This is a genomic window from Myroides oncorhynchi (assembly GCF_020905415.1).
Taxonomy (GTDB): Bacteria; Bacteroidota; Bacteroidia; order Flavobacteriales; family Flavobacteriaceae; genus Flavobacterium; species Flavobacterium oncorhynchi_A.
Map to the genome: position 1 here is coordinate 1,857,225 of NZ_JAJJMP010000001.1, position 21,653 is coordinate 1,878,877.

Consider the following 21,653-nt stretch of genomic DNA (forward strand, 5'->3'; position numbering starts at 1 on the left):
GAAAAACTATTTATAGAGTATGAAGAACTATTTCTTACTTAGCTTACTAAGTATGCTTATATTCAGTTCTAGTTATAGAAGCTATGGACAGGAAAGTACTTTATGGACTTTAGAGAAGTGCATTGAATATGCTATACATAATAATATTCGTATTAAACAATATGTATTAGATGAACAGAGCGCTGAAATTAATAAGGATATTGTAGTTGGTAGTTTTATGCCTAATGTAAATTTAACGGGGAATCACTCTTGGACAATTTCTGATCAACCTAATCAACAGAGTAATCAGATAGAAAATCGAACAATACAGAGTAGTACTTTTGGCGTTGGAGTTAATATAGATATTTATAATGGACTATCTAAGCAGAACACGCTAGTTAAAGCTCGGTTATCACTTATCGCATCGCAATATAATTTGCAGAAGATGAAAGAAGATATTGCATTAAATGTTATTAATTCATATCTACAGATATTGTTTAATAAAGAATTAGTTAAAACGAATAAATTGCAATTAGAGTATGATAAAAGCCAAGAGGTACGCACTAATGAATTGGTAGAAGCAGGCGTAGTACCTAAAGGTGATTTGTTAGAATCTCAGGCAACTGTTGCTGTAGCAACACAACGACTAATCACTTCACAGAATGAGTTAGTAATGGCAAGGCTTAATTTAGCACAGTTATTACAAATCACTTCTTATGAATCCTTTGATGTTATAGATACTGATTATGAGATAGGACAGTCCAGAGTATTGGCATATTCTCCTAAGGATATTGCGTCTAAAGCAGTTGATGCTTTAACTGATCTTAAAACAGCAGATACAAATGTGTCTATCGCTGAACAAGAAGTGAAGATAGCAAAGTCATCTTACTCACCTACGTTACAAGCATTTTATAATCTAGGAACAAATATTAGTTATCAGGATAGGATGATAGGGACAGAGATATTATCTAGTACTAGTGAAATTGGCTATGTAGAAGGATCTAATGTACGTGTATTGCGTAATAATAGCATGGGGATTTATGGAGGACCTAATTCATTTTTTAATCAAGTTAATGATAATTTTAATTCCAACTTTGGACTCTCTTTAAAAATACCTGTATTTAATGGACTTTCTACCCGAAACACGGTTAAATTGAAAAAGTTAATGCTAGAGCAAGTACGCAATGAAAGAGAAGTAAAAGCCTTAAATCTCGAGCAGGTGGTCTTTAAAGCTTATACAGATACAGAAAGTGCTATGCGTAAGTTTGAAGCAAGTAATGTAAGTCTGGAGGCTCGTAAATTATCTTTAGAATATGCGAAAGAACGTTATTCAGTTGGAATGATTAGTATCTTTGATTTAAATCAAAATCAGAATTTGTTTGTGGCAGCACAATCAGATTTATTGAGATCGAAGTATGACTATATTTTCAAAACGAAGATTCTAGAGTACTATTTTGGGATACCATTATTTAAAAACTAACTAGATATGAGAAAAAAATATATAATAATAACTATTCTATTGGTTGTGATAGGAATTGTGTTATGGAGATCTTTTTTAGGAGAAAAGGAAAATGCTATTAAAGTCGAAACTGTTACATTAGACCAGACTAGTATAATAGAGACTGTGTCTGGTACTGGTAAAATTCAACCTGAAATAGAAATTAAAATATCGTCAGAAGTATCTGGAGAAATCATAAATTTGCCAATCAAAGAAGGACAGGTTGTTCATAAGGGGGATTTATTAGTTGTGATTAATCCGGATTTATATACATCTGCAATGAATAGAATGGATGCAATGCTCGCTACTAGTAAAGCTGGACTTTCGCAAGCAGAAGCTCAGTTAAAAGAGACGAAGTCTAACTATGATAGAAATAGTAAGCTGTATGATAAAGGAGTTATCTCTAGGTCTGAGTGGGATCAAGTAGTTCGTGCCTATGAGGTAGCAAAAGCAGCTCAGACATCTGCTTATTATAGTGTAGAGAGCTCAAAGGCTGCATTAGCTGAATCAAAAGGTAATCTATTGAGAACAACGATTTATTCTCCAGCCTATGGAACTATATCTAAAGTTAATGTGGAGCTAGGTGAACGTGTTTTAGGAACTCAACAGATGGCAGGTACAGAGATTCTACGCGTGTCTAACCTTAGTAGTATGGAAGTAGAAGTAGATATTAACGAAAATGATATTGTCAAGGTCAAGTTAGGTGATGATACCCGTATTAGTGTGGATGCATTTCTTAAAAAGGAATTTAAGGGAGTAGTGACTAGTATTTCTAATTCTGCATCTAATACAACATTATCAGCAGACCAGGTTACAACTTTTAAAGTTAAAATTAAGATATTACAAGAGTCGTATGAAGACTTATTAGATAAGAATATAGAGAATTATTCTCCATTCAGACCTGGTATGACTGCAGCAGTGGATATTATTACTAATACAAAGAAAGATATATTAGCGATACCTATTAGTGCAGTGGTAATGAAAGTACCTTCTGATACGATTAAGAATAAAGAGGAAGAGAAAAGTATTGCGGATAAAGAGATTATGAAAGAGGCTGTATTTATTAACGATAACGGGGTGGCGAAATTGAAGTTTATAAAAACTGGTATACAAGATGAAACCAATATCCAAATTATAGAAGGTTTAAAAAAAGGTGAAGTTATTGTCACAGGGCCATATTCAATAGTCAGCAAAACGCTTCAACACGGAGCAAAAATAGAAGTAGAAAGTAAAAAATAAGAATGATAACGATTTTATCTATTGAGACAGCTACTAAGAATTGTTCTGTCTCTTTGTCAATAACAGGACAAGTAGTCGCGTATAAAGAAATAGCAGAAGAAAACTTCTCACATGCAGAGAAATTACATGTGTTTATTGAAGAAATATTAAAGGAGAATGACAAGACTTTAAAGGACTTATCTGCTATAGCTATTAGTCAGGGACCTGGCTCTTATACAGGGCTTCGTATAGGAGTGTCTTCTGTAAAAGGATTGTGTTATGGACTGTCAATTCCATTGATTGCTCTAGATACATTAGAGATATTGGCTAGACAAGTAAAAGTAGAAAGTGGACTAATTGTTCCAATGTTAGATGCACGTAGAATGGAAGTGTTTACAGCAGTATTTGACAGCGATTATGTGAAGAACAGCGAAGTAGAAGCGATGATAATAGATGAGCACTCATTCTCTACATATAGCACAACATTGCATTTAGTCGGTGATGGGGCAATGAAATGTCAAGAAATCTTAGATGGCGAGCACTTTGTGTATTATCCTGAGATTACCTATCCTTCTGCAAGAGAAATGGGAGGTATGGCGTATGAGAAGTTTATGAAAAAAGAATTCGTAGATGTAGCTTACTTTGAACCCTTTTACTTAAAGGACTTTGTTTTAATTCAAAAGAAAAAATAACTTAAAACTAAGAGAGGCTAGTATCAATAGTATATGTTTAGTTTAGACAGCATTTGATACTGATTCTTTAAACCGAGAATAGCATTAGCCAAATACTAACAAAGTAATCTTATTTCATAGCTCTTTCATTAGCTCTATAATTTTATTATACTAAAATGACTAATTCAAATCTATCTTGTATAATTACTTTTCGGTTATATGTCTATCGCTGATTCTGGGTTAAAATATAAAAAAGGTCTAGTGTAACTACATACTAGACCTTTTTCCATTTAATCTGTTTGGGTGTGATTATTAATATAGTAGTCAGAGACTAGATTCCTGACTTGTCCGCTTTTTATATGTTAAAATATAAAGTAATGATATTTAAGTAGTTGGTTTGTTTATTTTCGTATTTTGCTGACCTAAAGTGCATGAAATGTATAAAATCAGGAAAATTAAGTATTCTCAGGGATCTGTTTCAGTACAGGTATATAAGATTGAAAATCGCAAGCGTGTGATTGTTCGTCATATTGGTACTTCTCGTGATGAACAAGAATTAGAAAATTTACTGATTTTAGCCAGAGACTTTATTCAAAAGCTTTCAAAGCAGCTATTCCTTTTTACAGGAGACACTAATAATCAGGTTGTAAATTTAGCTCAGGTTGAATTTTTGGGTGTTTACTATAATTTCTTTTATGAGTTGATGCATAAAATAGTTATTTCAGTAGGTTTTGATAAACTTCAAAGTAGTTTCTTACTTGATTTAGCTATCATACGTATGTTAGAGCCTAGTTCTAAACTACGCTCAATATCTTTGTTAGAAGAATATTTTGGAATCAAGTATAGACGTCAAAAATATTATGATTTTGCACCAAAATGGCTTGAATTACAGAAAAAAGCAGAGCAAATCGCGGTTAGTTTTGCTCAGTTACATTACAATTTTGATTACAAATTGGTATTTTATGACGTTACTACTCTTTATTTTGAAACCTTTGAGTCAGATGAGCTTCGCAAAAATGGCTTCTCTAAAGATAATAAATCACAACAGCCACAAATTTTAGTTGCTTTAATGGTAACTAAAGATGGACTTCCTATTTCTTATGATGTGTTTGCGGGCAATACTTTTGAAGGACATACCTTTATTCCGATGATTGAACAGTTTATTCGAAGAAACCAAATTCAAACATTTACAGTGGTTGCTGATGCTGCAATGATCAGTTTGGAAAATAGCATTGCATTAAATAAAAAAGGAATAAATTTTATCGTTGGTGCTAGATTAGCTAATCTACCTAGTACCGTTATTCAAACCATAGATTCACAACTACCAAGAGAAGATGGTAAAACCTTGAGAATTAAAACTGTGACAGGAGACTTAATTTGTAGCTTTTCATCTGTACGGTTCCGTAAAGATAAATACGAGATGGAAAAGCAGTTAAAACGAGCAGAAGACCTAGTTAACAATCCAGGTCAAGGTAAAAAACTAAAATTTACGAAATCATCTGGTGAGAACATGGAAATAAATCAAAAACTCGTAGCTAAAACAACTAAACTACTTGGTGTTAAGGGCTATTATACTAATCTACCTCAAGAAAAGGCTAGCGATAAGCTTATCATAGAGCAATACAAGGAGCTGTACCGCATTGAGCAAGCTTTTAGAATATCTAAAAGTGATTTACAAACTAGACCTATTTTTCATTATAAAGAAGAACCTATAAAACTTCATATACTAATATGCTTTATTGCTTTAGTACTCTCAAAACATATAGAATTACAAACAAATTCATCAATAAAAACCTTTATACATGAATGTAAAAAGATAACAGATGCCCGATTAAAAAATAAATTAACAGGAGAAGAATTTAATATGAGAGCGTCTAGCAATCCTAAAATAGAGGATATCTTATCCAAACTAGAAGTGCTGACCTAAAACGGACAAGTCAGGAGTAGAAAGTGGACTAATTGTTCCAATGTTAGATGCACGTAGAATGGAAGTGTTTACAGCAGTATTTGACAGCGATTATGTGAAGAACAGCGAAGTAGAAGCGATGATAATAGATGAGCACTCATTCTCTACATATAGCACAACATTGCATTTAGTCGGTGATGGGGCAATGAAATGTCAAGAAATCTTAGATGGCGAGCACTTTGTGTATTATCCTGAGATTACCTATCCTTCTGCAAGAGAAATGGGAGGTATGGCGTATGAGAAGTTTATGAAAAAAGAATTCGTAGATGTAGCTTACTTTGAACCCTTTTACTTAAAGGACTTTGTTTTAATTCAAAAGAAAAAATAACTTAAAACTAAGAGAGGCTAGTATCAATAGTATATGTTTAGTTTAGACAGCATTTGATACTGATTCTTTAAACCGAGAATAGCATTAGCCAAATACTAACAAAGTAATCTTATTTCATAGCTCTTTCATTAGCTCTATAATTTTATTATACTAAAATGACTAATTCAAATCTATCTTGTATAATTACTTTTCGGTTATATGTCTATCGCTGATTCTGGGTTAAAATATAAAAAAGGTCTAGTGTAACTACATACTAGACCTTTTTCCATTTAATCTGTTTGGGTGTGATTATTAATATAGTAGTCAGAGACTAGATTGAATCACTGATTTCTCTTGCTTTTAGTAATATATAAGAGCAGACTATATTGTAATTATCATGTTCTACCCAGACTTGTACATTATAGGTTATTTTAGTGTCTAATAGTTCTTTTATTAAAATTCTAGGTTTTGGTTGAGATAAAACTTTGTCATAATTATCAAGTTCCTCTTGTAGCCTCTCTATAAATTGGTTTGTATTTTTGACTAAGGTAGTTTGTACTGCTATTTCAGCTCTTCTTAAGTTGTTTTGAGAGATATTTTTAATTTTGCCATTAGATAGTACTCCATTTGGTATGTATACTATATTATTTTGATAGGTCAGTATCTGTGTTGAGAATATATGTATTGTTAGTACTTTACCACTTTCTCCCTGTGCTTCTATAATATCACCTATTTTAAAAGGTTTAAATAGAATAATCAATACTCCTCCAGCGAAATTGCTTAAAGAACCTTGAAGAGATAGTCCTATAGCCAAACTCATTGCTCCTATGATGGCTACGAATGAACTAGTTTGAATCCCAAGTTTAGAGGCAATTATTATAAAAAGGAGTATACGCAACCCCCAAATTAGCACATCTAAAATAAAGCTAGAGAAAGTAGGGTCTATGTCCTTTTTTAAAAAAATCTTTTTGGCTAACTTTTGCAAGAAGCGAATAAGCCACATTCCTAGTGCTAAAATAATAAGAGAAGTTACTATCTCTGGTATATAGGCAAAGAAATTTTCAATGTATTTAGTGAGTAAGTTATCTAACTTTTGCATAGACTATAAGATGTGATTTTCTAATTCAGAATGATTAGCACTAGGTGCTTGACATGTTTTGTTTATACAAATATAGTGTAAAGTATCTTCTAGAACTGTGTATTTAGATAGGTAAGGAATTGTTGATTTAGTAGCTATGCTAAAGATTAATGATCTTGTATTCATAGAGTGGCGACTAAGTATGTTTTGTTCAACTGCATTTTTTCCAACCCAAGTTAGTTCTAAAGGTTGGTTTAGGTATAATTGTAACAATAGCCAATGTGAGTATGCAGAAGGATAATCTATTATAGATAAGACTCTTTCTACCATTGAAGTAGCTAGTTCTGTATAGTATTGGTTCTCATATAATACCCCAAGTTTTATCATGTTCATAGCCATTATAGCATTAGAAGAAGGGATTACGTTGTCTTCGGTTTCTATTGCAGGAGTGATGATATCTTCTTTTTTATATTGGCTATAGTAGAAGAATTTGCTATTTATATCTAAGAAATGGTCTAGCGAATAATCTAGTATGTTTTTTGCTTCTATTAGAAAGTCTTGCTCTCCTGTGTGTTCGAAAAGGTTGATTAACGCTTGTATATAAAAAGCATAGTCATCTAAGAAAGCTTCTATTTTAGCTTTGCCATTTTTATAAGTACGCAGTAGACCACTTTCTTCATTCCATAAGTTAACGTGTATAAAAGAGTATAGCGCACGTGCTTTATCTAAGTAAGACTTATTATGAGTGGCAGTATACGCATCAAGAAGACCTGTGATGTACATAGCATTCCACGAAGTTAAGGTCTTGTCATCTAGTCTAGGCTTGGGACGGTTATCTCTATGTGATTTAAGAGTTTGTTCCCACTTAGTTTTCTTTTGAGTCAAATCGCTTATAGAGATCTTGTTTTCTTTAGCGATTTGCTCTAGCATAGAAGATTGTATTAATACATAATTACCATCTTCCCAATGACCAAAAGGATTGATGTTAAATACAATACTAAATAATTTAAAATCTTCTTTAATAAGCCCTTTTAATTCATCAATAGTCCAAATGTAGTAAGCTCCTTCTTCTAAAATATTCTGTCTGTCAAGACTATCAGCATCTAAAGCAGAGAAATAACCTCCATCTCCATTAACCCAGTTGTTTTCAATGAACGTGATTGTTTTTTCAATAACTTCTTTATACAATATGTTTTTTGTGCGTTTATAAGCATCTGCATATACCGATAGTAATTGAGCGTTGTCATATAACATTTTTTCAAAGTGGGGAATATGCCATTTGTGATCTACTGAATATCTAGAGAAACCACCTTCTACTGTATCAAACAATCCGCCCCATGCCATTCTTGTTAGCGTTAGATCTATATAATCTAGTAAAATCTCATCTTTATGAAGAAAAGCCTTTTTCTGTAGGTAAAGTAGGTTGGTAGGCATCATGAATTTCGGTGCTCTACTATATCCACCATATTCCCAATCAAAACTTTTTTTCCAATTGTCTAATTGAATATCGATATTAAAGCGAGTTTCCTCTTGAGTAATTGGAGCTTGACTTAGTAAGCTAATTCCTTCATTTAATTGATCGGCGAAATCTAATACTGTATCTCTCTTTTCGTTGTAAAGTTTATTTAATTGGGATAAGGAATCTATCCAAGCATCTCTTCTAAAATAGGTACCACCCCATATCGGTTTGCCATTAGGTAGACATACTACATTAAGAGGCCATCCTCCTTGTTTGGTCATTATTTGAACAGCTTTCATATAGAAATTATCTAAATGAGGTAATTCTTCTCTATCTACTTTGATAGAAATAAAATGGTTATTCATAAGGGATGCTACTTCTTCATTTTCAAAACTTTCTTTCTCCATTACATGGCACCAATGACATGTAGAATAACCAATACTTACAACAATAAGTTTGTCTTGTTGTTGTGCTAGAGTTAGAGTTTCTTGATTCCATGCTTTCCAATGTATAGGGTTATGAGCATGTTGAAGTAGGTAAGGACTTGTTTCTAAATGTAGTGTATTCATAATCAGCTTTGATTGTTCAAATTCTCTAACAAAAGTACTGAAAATGTGGATTATCACTATAAAGAATAATTACTATTAATAACGTTAAGTTAACATGGGTCTTGATTTTTATAACCAATTTTGCACCACACTTAATTTAAATATAATATAATGGAACAGATTTTTATTGTAATGCTGATAGCTCTTGGGGTATTGGCAATTATCGATTTAACTGTTGGGGTAAGTAATGATGCTGTTAACTTTCTGAATTCTGCCCTAGGTTCTAAAGCAGTTACCTTTAGAACGATTATGATTGTAGCTTCGCTTGGTATTTTAGTAGGAGCACTTTTTTCAGGAGGAATGATGGAGATAGCCAGAAGTGGTATTTTTGTGCCTAGTATGTTCTCCTTTAATGATGTAATGGTCATATTTCTGGCAGTAATGATTACAGATGTACTATTGCTAGATGTTTTTAATTCTCTAGGATTACCAACATCAACGACAGTTTCTATCGTTTTCGAATTATTAGGAGCAGCAGTATGTTTAGGAATAGTAAAACTGATGGCTAATAATGAGAGTATTGCGTTATTACCTAATTATATTAATACAGAAAAAGCCACAGAGATTGTCGTCAGTATATTGCTTTCAGTTATTCTCTCGTTCACACTAGGTACACTTGTACAGTATGTGTCTAGGTTAATTTTTACATTTCAAGTAGAACAGAAATTAAGATACTTCGGAGCTATATTCGGTGGTGTAGCTATTACAGCTATTACGTTCTTTATTCTTGTAAAAGGATTAAAAGGCGCTAGCTTTATCACTAAAGAGACTAGCTTATGGATAGGGAGTAATCAGTTGACAATTATCGGAATAAGTTTAGTGTTCTGGACTTTATTCTCACAATTCTTGATGAGTATATTTAAGTTAAATATACTTAGAGTAATTATCGTAATTGGAACCTTTGCTTTGGCGTTAGCATTTGCTGGTAATGACTTAGTTAACTTTATAGGAGTACCTATTGCAGCATTTCAGTCATTTGAGTTTTTTATGGCATCAGGACAATCTCCTGATACATATATGATGGGGAAATTAGCAGAAGAGAATGTGGTAGCCCCTTTTTATTTCTTACTAATCGCTGGTGTAGTGATGGTATACACTTTATGGACATCTAAAAAGGCGAAGAATGTTATTGAGACAGAGATGAGCTTGGCTAGACAAGATACTGGTACTACAGAAGAGAAGTTTTCTCCTAATATCTTATCTAAAGTTGTTGTTAGAGGTATGGTATTGATAGGTATGGGAGTTAATTATTTCTTACCTCAATCTCTACAATTGAAAATGGATAAGCGTTTTGAACTTCCTAAGAAGACAAAAAACACCGCTAAGAAGGATGAGCCAGCCTTTGATATGGTACGCGCATCAGTTAACCTAATTGTGGCGAGTATATTGATTTCTATAGGTACATCTATGAAATTGCCATTATCTACTACTTATGTTACTTTTATGGTGGCTATGGGTACATCGTTTGCTGATAGAGCATGGGATAGGGATTCGGCAGTATATCGCGTAGCAGGAGTGTTTAATGTGATTGGAGGTTGGTTTATAACAGCTATTGTAGCTTTTATAGCTTCCTTTATTATTGCTTATGTGTTAAAAATAGGAGAGATATACGCTTTAGTAGGTATGTTGATTTTAGTGGGGATATTACTTTATAGAAGTAATAAATCTTATGTAAAAAAGTATAAAGAGAAAGAAGATAAAGAAGCGAAACTTGATAAGGTAGATATTATGACTATTCAAGGTGTAGCGTCAGAGAGCTCTGCTCAGGTAGCGTCAGTAATCACTAAAGCGAATGAATTGTTCACTGTAGTTGTGGATGGTGTAGCTCTACAAGATATTACAAATCTTAAGAAGAGTAAAAAACAGCTAAAAAAACTAGAGAAGGAAGTAGATGATCTAAGAGGAAATGTGTATTTCTTTATTAAGAATCTGGATGAAACATCTGTGGAAGCAAGTAAATTCTATGTATTGACTTTAGGGTATTTGCAGGATATGATAAAAGCAATCAACTTTATCGCACAGAATAGTTATGCTCACGTAGATAATAATCATAAGAAACTAAAGTTTAATCAGATTAGAGATCTTAAGCTAATTGACAAGAAGCTTCAACTATTGTTTGATAAAATAGTAATTCTATTCACAGAGGAAAAATTCTCTCAGATAGATGAAATATTAAGTGAAAAGGACGATTTAATAGCTACGGTAGATAAGTTAATCCAAAAACAGATTATCCGTATCCGTACTACTGAAACGAGTCCAAAGAATAGTAAATTATACTTCTCTATTCTTTTTGAAACCGATGATTTAATCAAGTCAACAATTGGATTGTTAGAGTTGTTTAAAGATTTCGAGACAGATGTAAAGAGGAAATCATTCATCAGAATGAACTAATCTATATTTAATTTAAGTGAAGAGAAGGGGATACGAGAGTAGCCCCTTTTCGTCATTTTAGCGATATCTTCAGATATTGTGATACACCCTTTGCCCATCCTCTTTTACAGGGAGATGAGCAAGGGGTGTTCTTCGTTAATGTACTGATTCGTTAGTAGATGTTTAGAATTTATTACTAAACTTTCCTCTTTAAGACAAGGTGAAGATCACCTGAACAATGCTTCGATAAAAGACTTCTTCTACGTAGTAATCTTAAAGGAATGTTGTAGAGATGTTGAAGGATTTAGAAAAATTGGTTCGTAATTATAAGGGTATGACATAAAACTAAAAAAGGCAGAACATCACTGTCCTGCCTCATTTTTATTTCAATTTCTGAAGTTATTATCCGTTAGATGCTTCTACGATAATAGCTTCATCATTAAGCATATGTCTTAACATTCCCTCTATACCGTTCTTAAGTGTGAAGGTAGAAGAAGGACATCCGCTACAAGCACCTTGTAATAGTACATAAACGATGTTCGTGTCCTGGTCATATTTCTGAAAGGCGATATTACCACCATCTGCTTGTACAGCAGGTTTCACATTTTCTTCTAAGATATTAATGATTCGTTGAGACTTTTCATCTAATGTATCAAAGTGCTTATCTGCTTCTTCTTCGATAGCTTTAGCATCTGAGATTAAAGATTCATCTACCGCTAGGTTCCCGTTTTCTAAGAATTCTTTTATAAATCCACGAGTAACGTTAATTAGTTGATCCCATTCGAAAGAATCGTACTTAGAAATAGAAACATAGTTTTCGTCAATGAAAATCTCTTTAACGAAAGATTGTTTAAATAGTTCTTTAGCAAGAGGAGATGCGCTAGCTTCATCAATATTTTTAAACTCTACACCTTTTTTTGTTAATAATTTATTAGCAACGAATTTAATTACTGAAGGATTTGGAGTAGATTCAGCATAAATAGTAATTGGTTGCTTTTTTATTTCTTTTTTAGAATCTATTAGGATTTTCTTACCTTTAGCCAAGAAAAGGTCTATTTGGTCAGCAACAGTCTCTTTTACTTCATCCCACTCGACAATTGAAAATTTTTCGATGGCAATGAAATTATTTGAGATATAAACCGTTTTAACAAAAGGAAGATAGAATAATTCCTTTGCTAAAGGCGATTCTGCAGTTTCATCTATGTTTTTGAACTCGTAGTTTTCACCTTTAGTTATAAAATCTGGTAAAACAAATTTTATAATTGTTGGGTTTGACGTATTTTGAATTTGTATTTTTGACATGTTAATTTAAGTTTTTTCAAAATTAGCAAAGAAAAATGCTAAGCGTCACGAAGATAGGATTTTTAAACAATTAATTAACATTAGTAAGCACTAACAATTTAATATAGCGATAAAATGGGCAAAAGAATATGGCTTTCATTATTTGTACTTTCTGGTATTCTATCAGTAGGAGCCGTGGTAGGAAGTACAAACCCTTTCGAGTATTTGAAAAGTAAAGCGATAGCTGAGGTTCAGAATGATCAAGATGAGCCAAAACCTGAGGTGAAGTTAGGTACTCCTTATAATATAGAACAAGCTCTTCCTACAGAAGATGTGTCGGAAAACTTTAGAGTGTTCTTAGGGGAAGCTATTAAGGATAGAAATACAGGGAACATCATAGATGCTGAAGGTAATGCTATCATACCAGTGGGCTATATTTATAGTTTTCATAATACACAAGACGATGCTGATCGTGGGGCAAATAAGTTAGGGGAAATATTATCTATAACTAAGTTTAACTCTGCTACTGCTCCTTTGACTAAGTTTTTAAGAAGACAGTCTGTGGTAGATGGGAAGGTTACTATAACTTCTTTTTTGATTAAAGTAAAGCCTGAACCTGCGACGTTAAATGATAGAATAACAGGTCGTCCTGATCAGTATAAATCCGCTGAGAAGGATGGTAATGCTACATTTGTTTTAACACAAGATAGAAACCAATTGTATTATGGTAACTCAAATACAGAGCTATTTAAAGTAAATGGTGCTAGTAAAACAAAATTAACAGATGCTGAGATAGATAATTTTATTACAAATAAGAATCAACTAATCGAAGCGAAGATTACACTTGATGGAGTAACTGCTGTACGTCAGTTTACATTATATATAGAGACTTTAAAGGTTAGTGGTGCTAATCCTGTCTTAGAGTCAGTTGAGACAAGAAGTGATAAAGACAATAGATACGGAAACTATGATTTAAAGAAAGCTATTCCTGGTTTATTAGCTGCTGGTGAGAATCCTGAGTATTATACAATTGCTTTTCACAAGACTGCTTATGATGCACAGAAAAATGAGAATCCAATAGATATCTCTAAGCCTTATGAAGGAGCTCATGGAACGGATGTCACTACTCGTATTTCCTATAAATTAGCTAAATCAGCTAATCCAATAGTTACTACAAGTCAAAAAGTAGTGTTTAAAGTAATTGATAAACCTATTATACCAGCTCTAGACAATGTGAGTTACTGTGATAGTAAGATTGCTTCTTATAGTCTAACTATTGATGGACAAACCAAAGTTATTGCGGATGGACGTACCATAGCAACTGATGAAGAAATAGCTAAACCTGATTTTGATCCTAAAGGAAAGTTCTCTATAGGATATTTTAATTCTGAGGAAGATGCGATTGCGAATACCAATAAAATAGTAGGAGTAGAAGTTACTGTAAAGTTAAATGAAACACGTAAGATATGGGTTCGTTTAACTAATCTGGAAGATAAGAATTTTAATACTGCATTTTTCTATGCATCTTTAGGGTATGATAATTTAAAGACAGCTGATGTGGCTAGTCGTACTTTTCATTATTGTCAAATAGAAAATAGCACTGGAGAATCAACAGTAAATCTAAGAAGAGATGAGAGTATACTTAAAGGAAAGTCTTCTTTTACTAATATTCCTGATCTAAATCCAACAGATAAAATAATGACTGTTTATTATGAAGATGAAGATGATGCAAAAGCAGATGTCAATCGTATGCCAGAAAGTAAGGTAACTGCATATCCTATAAAAATGGGTGAGATAAAAGGACCTATCTATGCTAGGGTTATTATGACCGAAGGTTTTGATTGTAAAGCAGATAATTATACGTCTTTTAAAATATCTTTGGGTGTAGAATTAGCTATAGATTATTTACCTAAAGAAAGTACTCAGCAGTTGTGTATTAATACAAATACAAACGAAATAGCCCCTGTATTATTAAGTGTAGAAAATAAAGATGTAAAGAATAGAGCAATTGTTATTACATGGGAATATGAAGTAAGTAGAGAGAATGGATGGATATTTTATCAAACAGTACCAGGTAGTGGAAATCAGACTTCTATACAAATAGATAAACCTGGTAACTATAGAGCTATTGCAAGTTTTGTAGAGCCGCCTTATGATGGGTTAGAATCGTGTTCGGCTAAGACTATAGTGTGGACAGTGAAGGCTCCTCCAGTGGCTGTTGTAGAAGGAGCTGATCAGACGGGGATGATTAATAGTATGGAGATAGACGAAAAAGGTGAAACGATGGTTCGTCTAGGAGTGTTAGATGGTGGTACAAGTCCTATAACAGATGGCTATGAGTTTGCTATTGACAATAGTGCATTTCAATTATCTAGTCAGTTTTATAATGTGCCTATTGGAGACCATGTGGCTTATGTAAGAAATGTGAAAACAGGATGTTCTTCATCAGTTAAATTCTCAGTATTTGGATATCCAAAGTATTTTACTCCTAATGGGGATGGTTATAATGATACATGGAATATTCCTGGATTAAAAGGGCATAATGAAGCTCGTATCTATATTTATGATCGTTCAGGAAGATTATTAAAACAGTTAAGCCCACATACAGAAGGATGGGATGGAACATGGAATGAAAAACAAATGCCATCTACTGACTACTGGTTTACAGTGGAGTTTGTAAATGATTATAAAACTACTGATGAAAGAAACGGACGTAAAGTCACTTATAAAGGACACTTTTCTTTAAAAAGATAATTAAGTTATGAATATAATAAAGAAGCGCTATTTAGCTATAGCATTATTGATTTCACAAATTGGTTTTGCACAAGAAGGACTAACGGTAAATTCTGAGTATTTAGCAGATAACTATTATCTATTGCACCCTGCTATGGCGGGTATTAAGAATAGTACTAATATCAAGCTGACTACAAGACAGCAGTGGAGTGGAGTAGATGATGCTCCACGTCTAATGACGATGAATGCCAGTACTAAAATAGGTGATCAATCTGCCATTGGAATTATCGGATTTAATGATAAGAATGGTTATCATTCACAGACTGGCTTTAAAGCGACTTATGCGCACCATATTACATTTAGTGAATCTCGATATGACCTTAATTTACTTTCTTTTGGTATGAGTGCTGGTTTTGCTCAGACTAAATTAGATGAGAGTGAATTCGGAGGGTTTGATCCTAATATAGCAGGAGGACTAGAATTGAAAGATTCTTATTTCTCTGTTGATTTTGGAGCAGCCTATCACTATCAGAATTTCTTTTCTATGTTAACTGTGAAAAATGCTGTGACTAGTAAGAGTAAAATGTACTCAGATACAGAGAGTAATAATTTTAGGAAGTATATCTTAGGAGCAGGTTACGCATTCGGTAATATACGCTATGGGACAGGTTGGATTTATGAGCCTTCCATTTTAGCGCAATATACAGAAGAGCGAGAAGACTTTGCGTTGGACATCAATATGAAAGTATACAGACAATTTGAATTTGGTAAGATATGGGCGGGAGCCTCATTCCGTTCTAATTTCAATGGAACTGATTACTTTGTAGATGGCAAGTCAAAATCACAGAAATATCAATATATTTCTCCTATGCTAGGAGGGACGTATAAGAATGTTAATTTCTCTTATGCTTATACAAAGTTGATGGGAGATCTTACTTTTGGAGATGGAAGTTTTCACCAGTTTACAATTGGATTTAACATATTCCAAAAGAGAACAAGTTTAGAATGTAATTGTCCTACAGCAAAAGATTAATAATCTAATTGTTTTCAATGCAATTAAAGTAATACATAAAAAATCCCGATATTTATCGGGATTTTTTATTGCGATATATTATGATAATTAAAGAGATAAGAGGAAAATATCCTCAAATACCAGAGGATTGTTATGTGGCAGAGAATGCTACTATAATAGGAGACGTAACATTTGGAGCTAATTGTAGTGTTTGGTTTAATGCTGTTATTAGAGGAGATGTTAACTCAATTACTATTGGTGATAAGGTGAATATACAAGATGGAGCTATTGTGCACTGTACTTATCTAAAACACCCTACAGTGATTGGGAATAATGTTTCGTTAGGACATAATGCTATGGTACATGGATGTACAATACATGACAATGTACTTATAGGTATGGGAGCTATTGTGATGGATAATTGTGTGATACACAGTAATACTATTATTGCAGCGGGTGCTGTTGTAACTCAAAATACGGTAGTAGAATCAGGTGCTATTTATGCAGGTATGCCAGCTAAGAAAGTAAAAGATATAAGTGCCTCTGATTTTGCAGGTGAAGTAGAGCGTATCGCTAATAACTATGTGATGTACTCAAGTTGGTACAAATAAATTAAGGATTGCTTTTTGTTGGGTTTAGACTAATAGAGTTTTTTATAGCACTCTATGCTATAAAAATAAGAGGTCTAGTGCATGTATAACACTAGACCTCTTATTGTATTTATGATATTGATATTACTACCCTAGAAACTCTTTAACGATGTCAAAGAACATTTGAGGGTTTTCTGCATGTAACCAGTGTCCAGTATTAGGAATAGTTTTGATCATATAATTAGGGAAGTGCTCTTTGATAAGTACTTCATCTTTCTCTTGGATGTATTTAGAATTACCACCTCTGATAAATAAAGTGTTTCCTGTATATTCCGCACCTTCTTCTACGCCTTCACCTACAGCGTCTTGATGGTTGTTAAATGCATTTAGGTTAAATCTAAAGCCAAGTTGACCTGGTTCTACCCAATATAAGCTTTTTAGTAAGAATAAACGTGTACCGATTTCGGGAATATGTGAAGCGATAATCTCTTCCACTTCTTTACGCGATGGTTTTAAAGAGAAGTCTACTGCGTTAAGAGCAGTTAAGATATCTTGATGATGTGGAGCATAACTACGAGGTGAAATATCAGCTATGATTAGTTTCTCTACTTTGGCTGGATAACGAGTTGCTAGTTTCATCGCTAGTTTGCCACCCATAGAGTGTCCTAGGACGATAGCATCACACATCACATGATGATCCATATAACGAATAATGTCTTCTACCATAAAGTCATAAGACCAATCGTTAGAATGGAAACTACGTCCGTGGTTACGCAAGTCTAATAAGTGTACCTCGTATCCAATCTCTGCCATTTGCTTGCCAAAGGTATTCCAATTGTCAGACATTCCCATGTATCCGTGCATTACGATTAAAGGGATGCCTTCACCTTCAATTTTAGAGTATAAAATATCTGCCATTATTGTAATTTACGGATATACATATTTACTACATTCTCTAAACCTAAGTATAAAGACTCTGCTATTAGTGCATGTCCTATAGAAACTTCTAATAGGTTAGGAATATTGTTTTTAAAGAATTCAATATTGTCTAGGCTTAAGTCATGACCTGCATTAACACCTAAACCTAGTTCATTAGCTAGTTCAGCAGCTTTAGTATATGGAATGATAGCATTCTCATGACCTTTAGCATACTCAGCGGCAAACTCTTCAGTGTATAATTCGATGCGATCAGCGCCGACTATTTTGGCTCCTTCTACCATTTGTAATACAGGATCTACGAAAATAGAGGTACGGATATTACGAGATTTACACTCTTGAATTACTTCTTGTAAGAAAGCTTTATGCTTGATAGTATCCCATCCAGCATTAGATGTCAATGCATCTACAGCATCTGGTACTAAGGTTACTTGTGTAGGAGCGCACTCATATACAAGATTGAGGAAGTTATCCATAGGATTTCCTTCTATATTATATTCTGTGTAGACTATGTCTACTAGATTGCGTGCATCTTGATAACGGATGTGTCTCTCATCTGGTCTTGGGTGTATTGTCACTCCTTGTGCACCGAACTTTTGAACATCTTTTGCTACTTGTAATAAATTAGGAACATCTCCTCCTCTTGAATTTCTTAGAGTAGCAATTTTGTTGATATTCACAGATAGCTTAGTCATATATTTTGGTTTTAAACACAAAAATACAAACTATAATTAACGTCTATTGTTTTATTTTTGATTATTTTGCACATCTAAAATAAGAACCTAAAATATGTTATCTCCAGACTTCTTTCTAATAACGGATTATCCAGTCTGTAAGCTGAATACTCTCATTAAAGATATTCTTCCACTTTTAGAAAAAAACAATTATTCTCATATACCAGTTATAAACATGGATAATATTTGGATAGGTAATATAAATACAGAAGACATCTATGTGGCTGGTGAAGAGAGTTCTATACAGGATGTGATGTATGATTTGGAGAAGTTTTACTTATTGGAAACATCTAACTTAAATCCTTTTGATTTTTTTGATTTATTTAATCAATGTGATACTAATACAATTCCTTTATTAGACGAAGAGGGATATATAAAAGGGGTGTATAGTAGAGATTATTTATTGAATGAATGGAGTAAAACGATGTTTTTTGATGAAAAGGGTACTACTTTTGTTATAGAGAGAGGTAACTCTGAGTATAGTTTTTCAGAGATAACACAAATCATAGAGGTGAATAACGCTAGAATAATAGGTCTCTTACTGCTGTCTAGTACTAATAATAGAACTCAGATTTTGATAAAAACAAATAGTGTCAATACCAAGACCATCTTAGAAGACTTAAGACGTTATGGGTATGATATAGTAAGTACACTTTCTGAAGATACTCATATTAACGATCTTAAAGAGAGAACAGATTATCTAAATAAATATCTAAACATATAATATGAAGTTTGCGATTTATGGACAGACTGCTAAGCCAATCGTACAGAATATTGTACGTAGGTTATTTAACTTATTTCAAAAATATGAAAATACTGAAGTTATTTTTGAAGAACAGTTTTACAGTCTATTGAATGAACAAGGTATTCTTGAGAGAGAGTACGAGACGTTTGGAACAAAAAATCCTTTAACTAGTGAAGTGAGTTTTTTCATTAGTGTTGGTGGTGATGGGACAATGTTACGCGCTGCTAACTTTATCAAGAATACTAATATTCCTATAGTAGGAATTAATGCAGGTAGATTAGGTTTTTTAGCTAATGTACAGCATGATAATTTAGAAGAACACATTCCCTTGTTATTTGAGAATAAATTTAAAAGATCAAAACGCTCTCTTTTAAGTTTGGAATGCAAACCAGAAAAGAATAATGCATTTGATATTCAGTATGCATTGAATGAGGTAACGGTATCAAGAAAAAATACTACATCTATGATAACAGTAGAAACGTATTTAGATGATGAGTTTTTAGCAACGTATTGGGCAGATGGATTAATAATCTCTACACCTTCTGGGTCTACTGGGTATTCGTTGAGCTGTGGAGGACCTATAATTGAGCCAGAGACAGGTTGTTTTGTCTTAACTCCATTAGCTCCACATAATTTAAATGTTAGACCACTAGTGATACGTGATAATCTAGCTATTCGGTTGAGAGTTAGCTCTAGGGAGCAGCAGTTTCTGGTTTCATTAGATACAACAACAAAGGCAGTAGATAATGAAACAGAGATTATTATCACTAAAGCACCTTTTACAGTAGATTTGGTAGAATTTCCAACACAAAGTTTTATTAAGACCTTACGAAATAAATTACTTTGGGGAGAGGATAAAAGAAATTAAAAATCCCAGTAAAGAATATACTTTTTGAGTAGTTTAAACGTTTAAAACAGAATAAGTACTTCTCAATGTTAGAAACAATGAGAAAAAAAGAGACTTTTAAATGTCTATATTACTATATTTGTAAATTATTTTAACAGAATGAATAAAATTCTATTATCTCTATTAGTGATACTTACAACATTTGTAGCAAAAGCTCAAATCCATGAGATAGGGGTAGGAGTGGGAGGTTCAAATTATGTGGGAGATATTGGTTCTACTCAGTTTATTGCTCCAAAAGATGTAGGATATAATGTTTTTTATAGATGGAATAGAAGTCCTAGACATTCATTTAGGTTTAGTTATTCTAATCATAAGTTATCAGGTGATGATGCTAAATCAGATATGGGGAGTAGAAAAGAGAGAGGCTATAGTTTTACCAATACAGTTCAACAATTGGCTGTAGGTGTTGAGTTTAATTTTTTTGAATTTGATTTGCATCAAGAAAACTTTGGTTTTACTCCTTATTTATTTGTAGGGTTATCAGGTATCAGGTATAACGATTTATATTTTAGACCTAGTACACCTATAGAAGGGTTTGAATCAAAAAGTGTTGATTTAGTAAAAGGAGATAAGAAGAATTCTATGGCAATACCTTTTGCTGGTGGAGTTAAATTAAGACTTACTTCTCAAATAAATCTAAATGCAGAGGTAGCTGCTCACTATACTTTTACCAATAATTTGGATGGTAGTAGCCCAACGGAAGCAAATAGGAAATCTTATAGTTTCGGGAAAAATGGAAATGATTGGTTTTTTTATTCAAGTATATCTATAAGTTATACTTTTGGAAAAAATCCATGTTATTGCGCAGATTAAATGAATTTGAAAGAACAAATTAACGTTGACAATTTACCAGCTCACCTAGCGATCATTATGGATGGTAATGGGAGATGGGCTAAGCAGAAAGGATTCTTAAGGACATTAGGTCATGAAAATGGCGTTAAGTCGGTGCGTACTACAATTAGTACTTGTGCTCAATTGGGAATTAAACATCTAACTCTTTATGCGTTTTCTACAGAAAATTGGAATCGTCCAAAATTTGAAGTAGAAATGCTGATGAAAATCTTAGTGAAGTCACTAAAGAAAGAATTACCAACTTTTACAAAGAACAATATTAAGCTCAATGCTATTGGTGATTTGTCATTACTACCAGATCAGGTTCGAAAGCAATTGGCGGAAGTAATTGAGCATACGAAAGATAATAAACACATGACCTTAACTCTAGCTCTGAGTTATGGCTCTAGAGCTGAATTAATAAATGCTGTAAAAGAAATTTCTTTTAAAGTTAAAAATAACTTAATTTCGGAGGCTGATATTGATGAATCAGTTATTAATAATCATCTTTACACGAATGATCTACCTGATGTTGACCTATTAGTTAGAACTAGTGGAGAGCAAAGAATAAGCAATTTTTTGCTATGGCAAATAGCTTATTCTGAGTTATATTTTACAGAGGTACTATGGCCGGACTTTACGGAAGAGGAACTCTATAAAGCCCTTCTTGTCTATCAAAATAGAGAGAGAAGGTTTGGAAAAACAAGTGAACAAATAAAATAAAAAACGA

18 protein-coding genes are annotated in these 21,653 nt (G+C 33.1%); 13 read left to right on the forward strand and 5 right to left on the reverse strand.

Annotation, left to right across the window (positions count from 1 at the left end; genetic code table 11):
* The first annotated feature begins 19 nt into the window (after window positions 1-19).
* From LNQ81_RS08215 to LNQ81_RS08235, 5 genes are all read left to right on the forward strand, one after another.
* Entirely contained in the window at window positions 20-1,459 is a 1,440-nt protein-coding gene (locus tag LNQ81_RS08215) for a TolC family protein (RefSeq protein ID WP_229945810.1), read from the forward strand.
* 6 nt (window positions 1,460-1,465) lie between these two features.
* Window positions 1,466-2,716, forward strand: a complete 1,251-nt coding sequence (locus tag LNQ81_RS08220; protein WP_229945811.1) for an efflux RND transporter periplasmic adaptor subunit — start codon at window positions 1,466-1,468, stop codon at window positions 2,714-2,716.
* Window positions 2,717-2,718: 2 nt separating this feature from the next.
* Window positions 2,719-3,387 carry a tRNA (adenosine(37)-N6)-threonylcarbamoyltransferase complex dimerization subunit type 1 TsaB gene (gene tsaB / locus LNQ81_RS08225; protein WP_229945813.1) on the forward strand — a complete coding sequence of 223 codons (669 nt, stop codon included), beginning with the start codon at window positions 2,719-2,721 and terminating at the stop codon, window positions 3,385-3,387.
* Between the two features lie 415 nt (window positions 3,388-3,802).
* Entirely contained in the window at window positions 3,803-5,293 is a 1,491-nt protein-coding gene (locus tag LNQ81_RS08230; RefSeq protein ID WP_229945360.1) for an IS1634 family transposase, read from the forward strand.
* A gap of 40 nt (window positions 5,294-5,333) precedes the next feature.
* On the forward strand, window positions 5,334-5,660 hold the full coding sequence (locus LNQ81_RS08235; protein WP_229945814.1) for a tRNA threonylcarbamoyladenosine biosynthesis protein TsaB: 327 nt from the start codon (window positions 5,334-5,336) through the stop codon (window positions 5,658-5,660).
* A gap of 310 nt (window positions 5,661-5,970) precedes the next feature.
* Here the strand turns inward: LNQ81_RS08235 and LNQ81_RS08240 are convergent, their stop codons facing one another.
* Complete coding sequence (locus tag LNQ81_RS08240; RefSeq protein WP_229945815.1) at window positions 5,971-6,738, reverse strand: mechanosensitive ion channel family protein; 768 nt, start codon at window positions 6,736-6,738, stop codon at window positions 5,971-5,973.
* 3 nt (window positions 6,739-6,741) lie between these two features.
* Window positions 6,742-8,745, reverse strand: coding sequence for a thioredoxin domain-containing protein (locus tag LNQ81_RS08245; RefSeq protein WP_229945817.1), 2,004 nt, complete (start codon window positions 8,743-8,745; stop codon window positions 6,742-6,744).
* Between the two features lie 150 nt (window positions 8,746-8,895).
* Between LNQ81_RS08245 and LNQ81_RS08250 the strand changes: the two genes are divergently transcribed.
* Window positions 8,896-11,175: an inorganic phosphate transporter gene (locus LNQ81_RS08250; protein ID WP_229945818.1), complete on the forward strand. Its 2,280-nt coding sequence runs from the start codon at window positions 8,896-8,898 to the stop codon at window positions 11,173-11,175.
* Window positions 11,176-11,556: 381 nt separating this feature from the next.
* Here LNQ81_RS08250 and LNQ81_RS08255 read toward each other — a convergent pair whose 3' ends face one another.
* Entirely contained in the window at window positions 11,557-12,456 is a 900-nt protein-coding gene (locus tag LNQ81_RS08255) for a NifU family protein (protein WP_229945820.1), read from the reverse strand.
* A 114-nt stretch (window positions 12,457-12,570) separates the two neighbouring features.
* On the opposite strand from LNQ81_RS08255, the gene LNQ81_RS08260 reads away from it, so the two are divergent.
* The 3 genes from LNQ81_RS08260 to LNQ81_RS08270 all read left to right on the forward strand — a co-directional run bounded on the left by LNQ81_RS08260 (window position 12,571) and on the right by LNQ81_RS08270 (window position 16,791).
* Complete coding sequence (locus LNQ81_RS08260) at window positions 12,571-15,189, forward strand: T9SS type B sorting domain-containing protein (protein ID WP_229945821.1); 2,619 nt, start codon at window positions 12,571-12,573, stop codon at window positions 15,187-15,189.
* 7 nt (window positions 15,190-15,196) lie between these two features.
* Window positions 15,197-16,201 (forward strand): PorP/SprF family type IX secretion system membrane protein, encoded by a 1,005-nt coding sequence (locus LNQ81_RS08265; protein ID WP_229945823.1) that lies wholly within the window; start codon window positions 15,197-15,199, stop codon window positions 16,199-16,201.
* 80 nt (window positions 16,202-16,281) lie between these two features.
* Window positions 16,282-16,791, forward strand: a complete 510-nt coding sequence (locus LNQ81_RS08270; protein WP_229945824.1) for a gamma carbonic anhydrase family protein — start codon at window positions 16,282-16,284, stop codon at window positions 16,789-16,791.
* A 126-nt stretch (window positions 16,792-16,917) separates the two neighbouring features.
* Here LNQ81_RS08270 and LNQ81_RS08275 read toward each other — a convergent pair whose 3' ends face one another.
* Window positions 16,918-17,688: an alpha/beta fold hydrolase gene (locus LNQ81_RS08275; protein ID WP_229945826.1), complete on the reverse strand. Its 771-nt coding sequence runs from the start codon at window positions 17,686-17,688 to the stop codon at window positions 16,918-16,920.
* Window positions 17,688-18,401, reverse strand: coding sequence for a pyridoxine 5'-phosphate synthase (locus LNQ81_RS08280; RefSeq protein WP_229945827.1), 714 nt, complete (start codon window positions 18,399-18,401; stop codon window positions 17,688-17,690). Before LNQ81_RS08280 ends, LNQ81_RS08275 begins: the two co-directional genes overlap by 1 nt.
* Before the next feature lie 94 nt (window positions 18,402-18,495).
* Between LNQ81_RS08280 and LNQ81_RS08285 the strand changes: the two genes are divergently transcribed.
* From LNQ81_RS08285 to LNQ81_RS08300, 4 genes are all read left to right on the forward strand, one after another.
* A complete protein-coding gene (locus LNQ81_RS08285; protein WP_336245903.1) occupies window positions 18,496-19,164 on the forward strand; it encodes a CBS domain-containing protein in 669 nt (222 codons plus the stop codon).
* Window position 19,165: 1 nt separating this feature from the next.
* Window positions 19,166-20,053: an NAD kinase gene (locus LNQ81_RS08290; RefSeq protein ID WP_229945831.1), complete on the forward strand. Its 888-nt coding sequence runs from the start codon at window positions 19,166-19,168 to the stop codon at window positions 20,051-20,053.
* A gap of 138 nt (window positions 20,054-20,191) precedes the next feature.
* Window positions 20,192-20,905 carry a type IX secretion system protein PorG gene (porG, locus tag LNQ81_RS08295; RefSeq protein WP_229945832.1) on the forward strand — a complete coding sequence of 238 codons (714 nt, stop codon included), beginning with the start codon at window positions 20,192-20,194 and terminating at the stop codon, window positions 20,903-20,905.
* Window positions 20,906-21,646, forward strand: coding sequence for an isoprenyl transferase (locus LNQ81_RS08300; protein WP_229945834.1), 741 nt, complete (start codon window positions 20,906-20,908; stop codon window positions 21,644-21,646).
* Window positions 21,647-21,653 lie beyond the last annotated feature (7 nt).

What these genes read in the sequence shown, in the direction of transcription:
- LNQ81_RS08235 (WP_229945814.1), top strand. Translation starts at nt 5,334, where the DNA reads ATGTTAGATGCACGTAGAATGGAAGTGTTTACAGCAGTATTTGACAGC.
- LNQ81_RS08250 (WP_229945818.1), top strand. Translation starts at nt 8,896, where the DNA reads ATGGAACAGATTTTTATTGTAATGCTGATAGCTCTTGGGGTATTGGCA.
- LNQ81_RS08275 (WP_229945826.1), bottom strand. Translation starts at nt 17,688, where the DNA reads ATGGCAGATATTTTATACTCTAAAATTGAAGGTGAAGGCATCCCTTTA.
- tsaB (WP_229945813.1), top strand. Translation starts at nt 2,719, where the DNA reads ATGATAACGATTTTATCTATTGAGACAGCTACTAAGAATTGTTCTGTC.
- LNQ81_RS08215 (WP_229945810.1), top strand. Translation starts at nt 20, where the DNA reads ATGAAGAACTATTTCTTACTTAGCTTACTAAGTATGCTTATATTCAGT.
- LNQ81_RS08270 (WP_229945824.1), top strand. Translation starts at nt 16,282, where the DNA reads ATGATAATTAAAGAGATAAGAGGAAAATATCCTCAAATACCAGAGGAT.
- LNQ81_RS08300 (WP_229945834.1), top strand. Translation starts at nt 20,906, where the DNA reads ATGAATTTGAAAGAACAAATTAACGTTGACAATTTACCAGCTCACCTA.
- LNQ81_RS08260 (WP_229945821.1), top strand. Translation starts at nt 12,571, where the DNA reads ATGGGCAAAAGAATATGGCTTTCATTATTTGTACTTTCTGGTATTCTA.
- LNQ81_RS08220 (WP_229945811.1), top strand. Translation starts at nt 1,466, where the DNA reads ATGAGAAAAAAATATATAATAATAACTATTCTATTGGTTGTGATAGGA.
- porG (WP_229945832.1), top strand. Translation starts at nt 20,192, where the DNA reads ATGAATAAAATTCTATTATCTCTATTAGTGATACTTACAACATTTGTA.
- LNQ81_RS08240 (WP_229945815.1), bottom strand. Translation starts at nt 6,738, where the DNA reads ATGCAAAAGTTAGATAACTTACTCACTAAATACATTGAAAATTTCTTT.
- LNQ81_RS08285 (WP_336245903.1), top strand. Translation starts at nt 18,496, where the DNA reads ATGTTATCTCCAGACTTCTTTCTAATAACGGATTATCCAGTCTGTAAG.
- LNQ81_RS08280 (WP_229945827.1), bottom strand. Translation starts at nt 18,401, where the DNA reads ATGACTAAGCTATCTGTGAATATCAACAAAATTGCTACTCTAAGAAAT.
- LNQ81_RS08245 (WP_229945817.1), bottom strand. Translation starts at nt 8,745, where the DNA reads ATGAATACACTACATTTAGAAACAAGTCCTTACCTACTTCAACATGCT.
- LNQ81_RS08230 (WP_229945360.1), top strand. Translation starts at nt 3,803, where the DNA reads ATGTATAAAATCAGGAAAATTAAGTATTCTCAGGGATCTGTTTCAGTA.
- LNQ81_RS08290 (WP_229945831.1), top strand. Translation starts at nt 19,166, where the DNA reads ATGAAGTTTGCGATTTATGGACAGACTGCTAAGCCAATCGTACAGAAT.
- LNQ81_RS08265 (WP_229945823.1), top strand. Translation starts at nt 15,197, where the DNA reads ATGAATATAATAAAGAAGCGCTATTTAGCTATAGCATTATTGATTTCA.
- LNQ81_RS08255 (WP_229945820.1), bottom strand. Translation starts at nt 12,456, where the DNA reads ATGTCAAAAATACAAATTCAAAATACGTCAAACCCAACAATTATAAAA.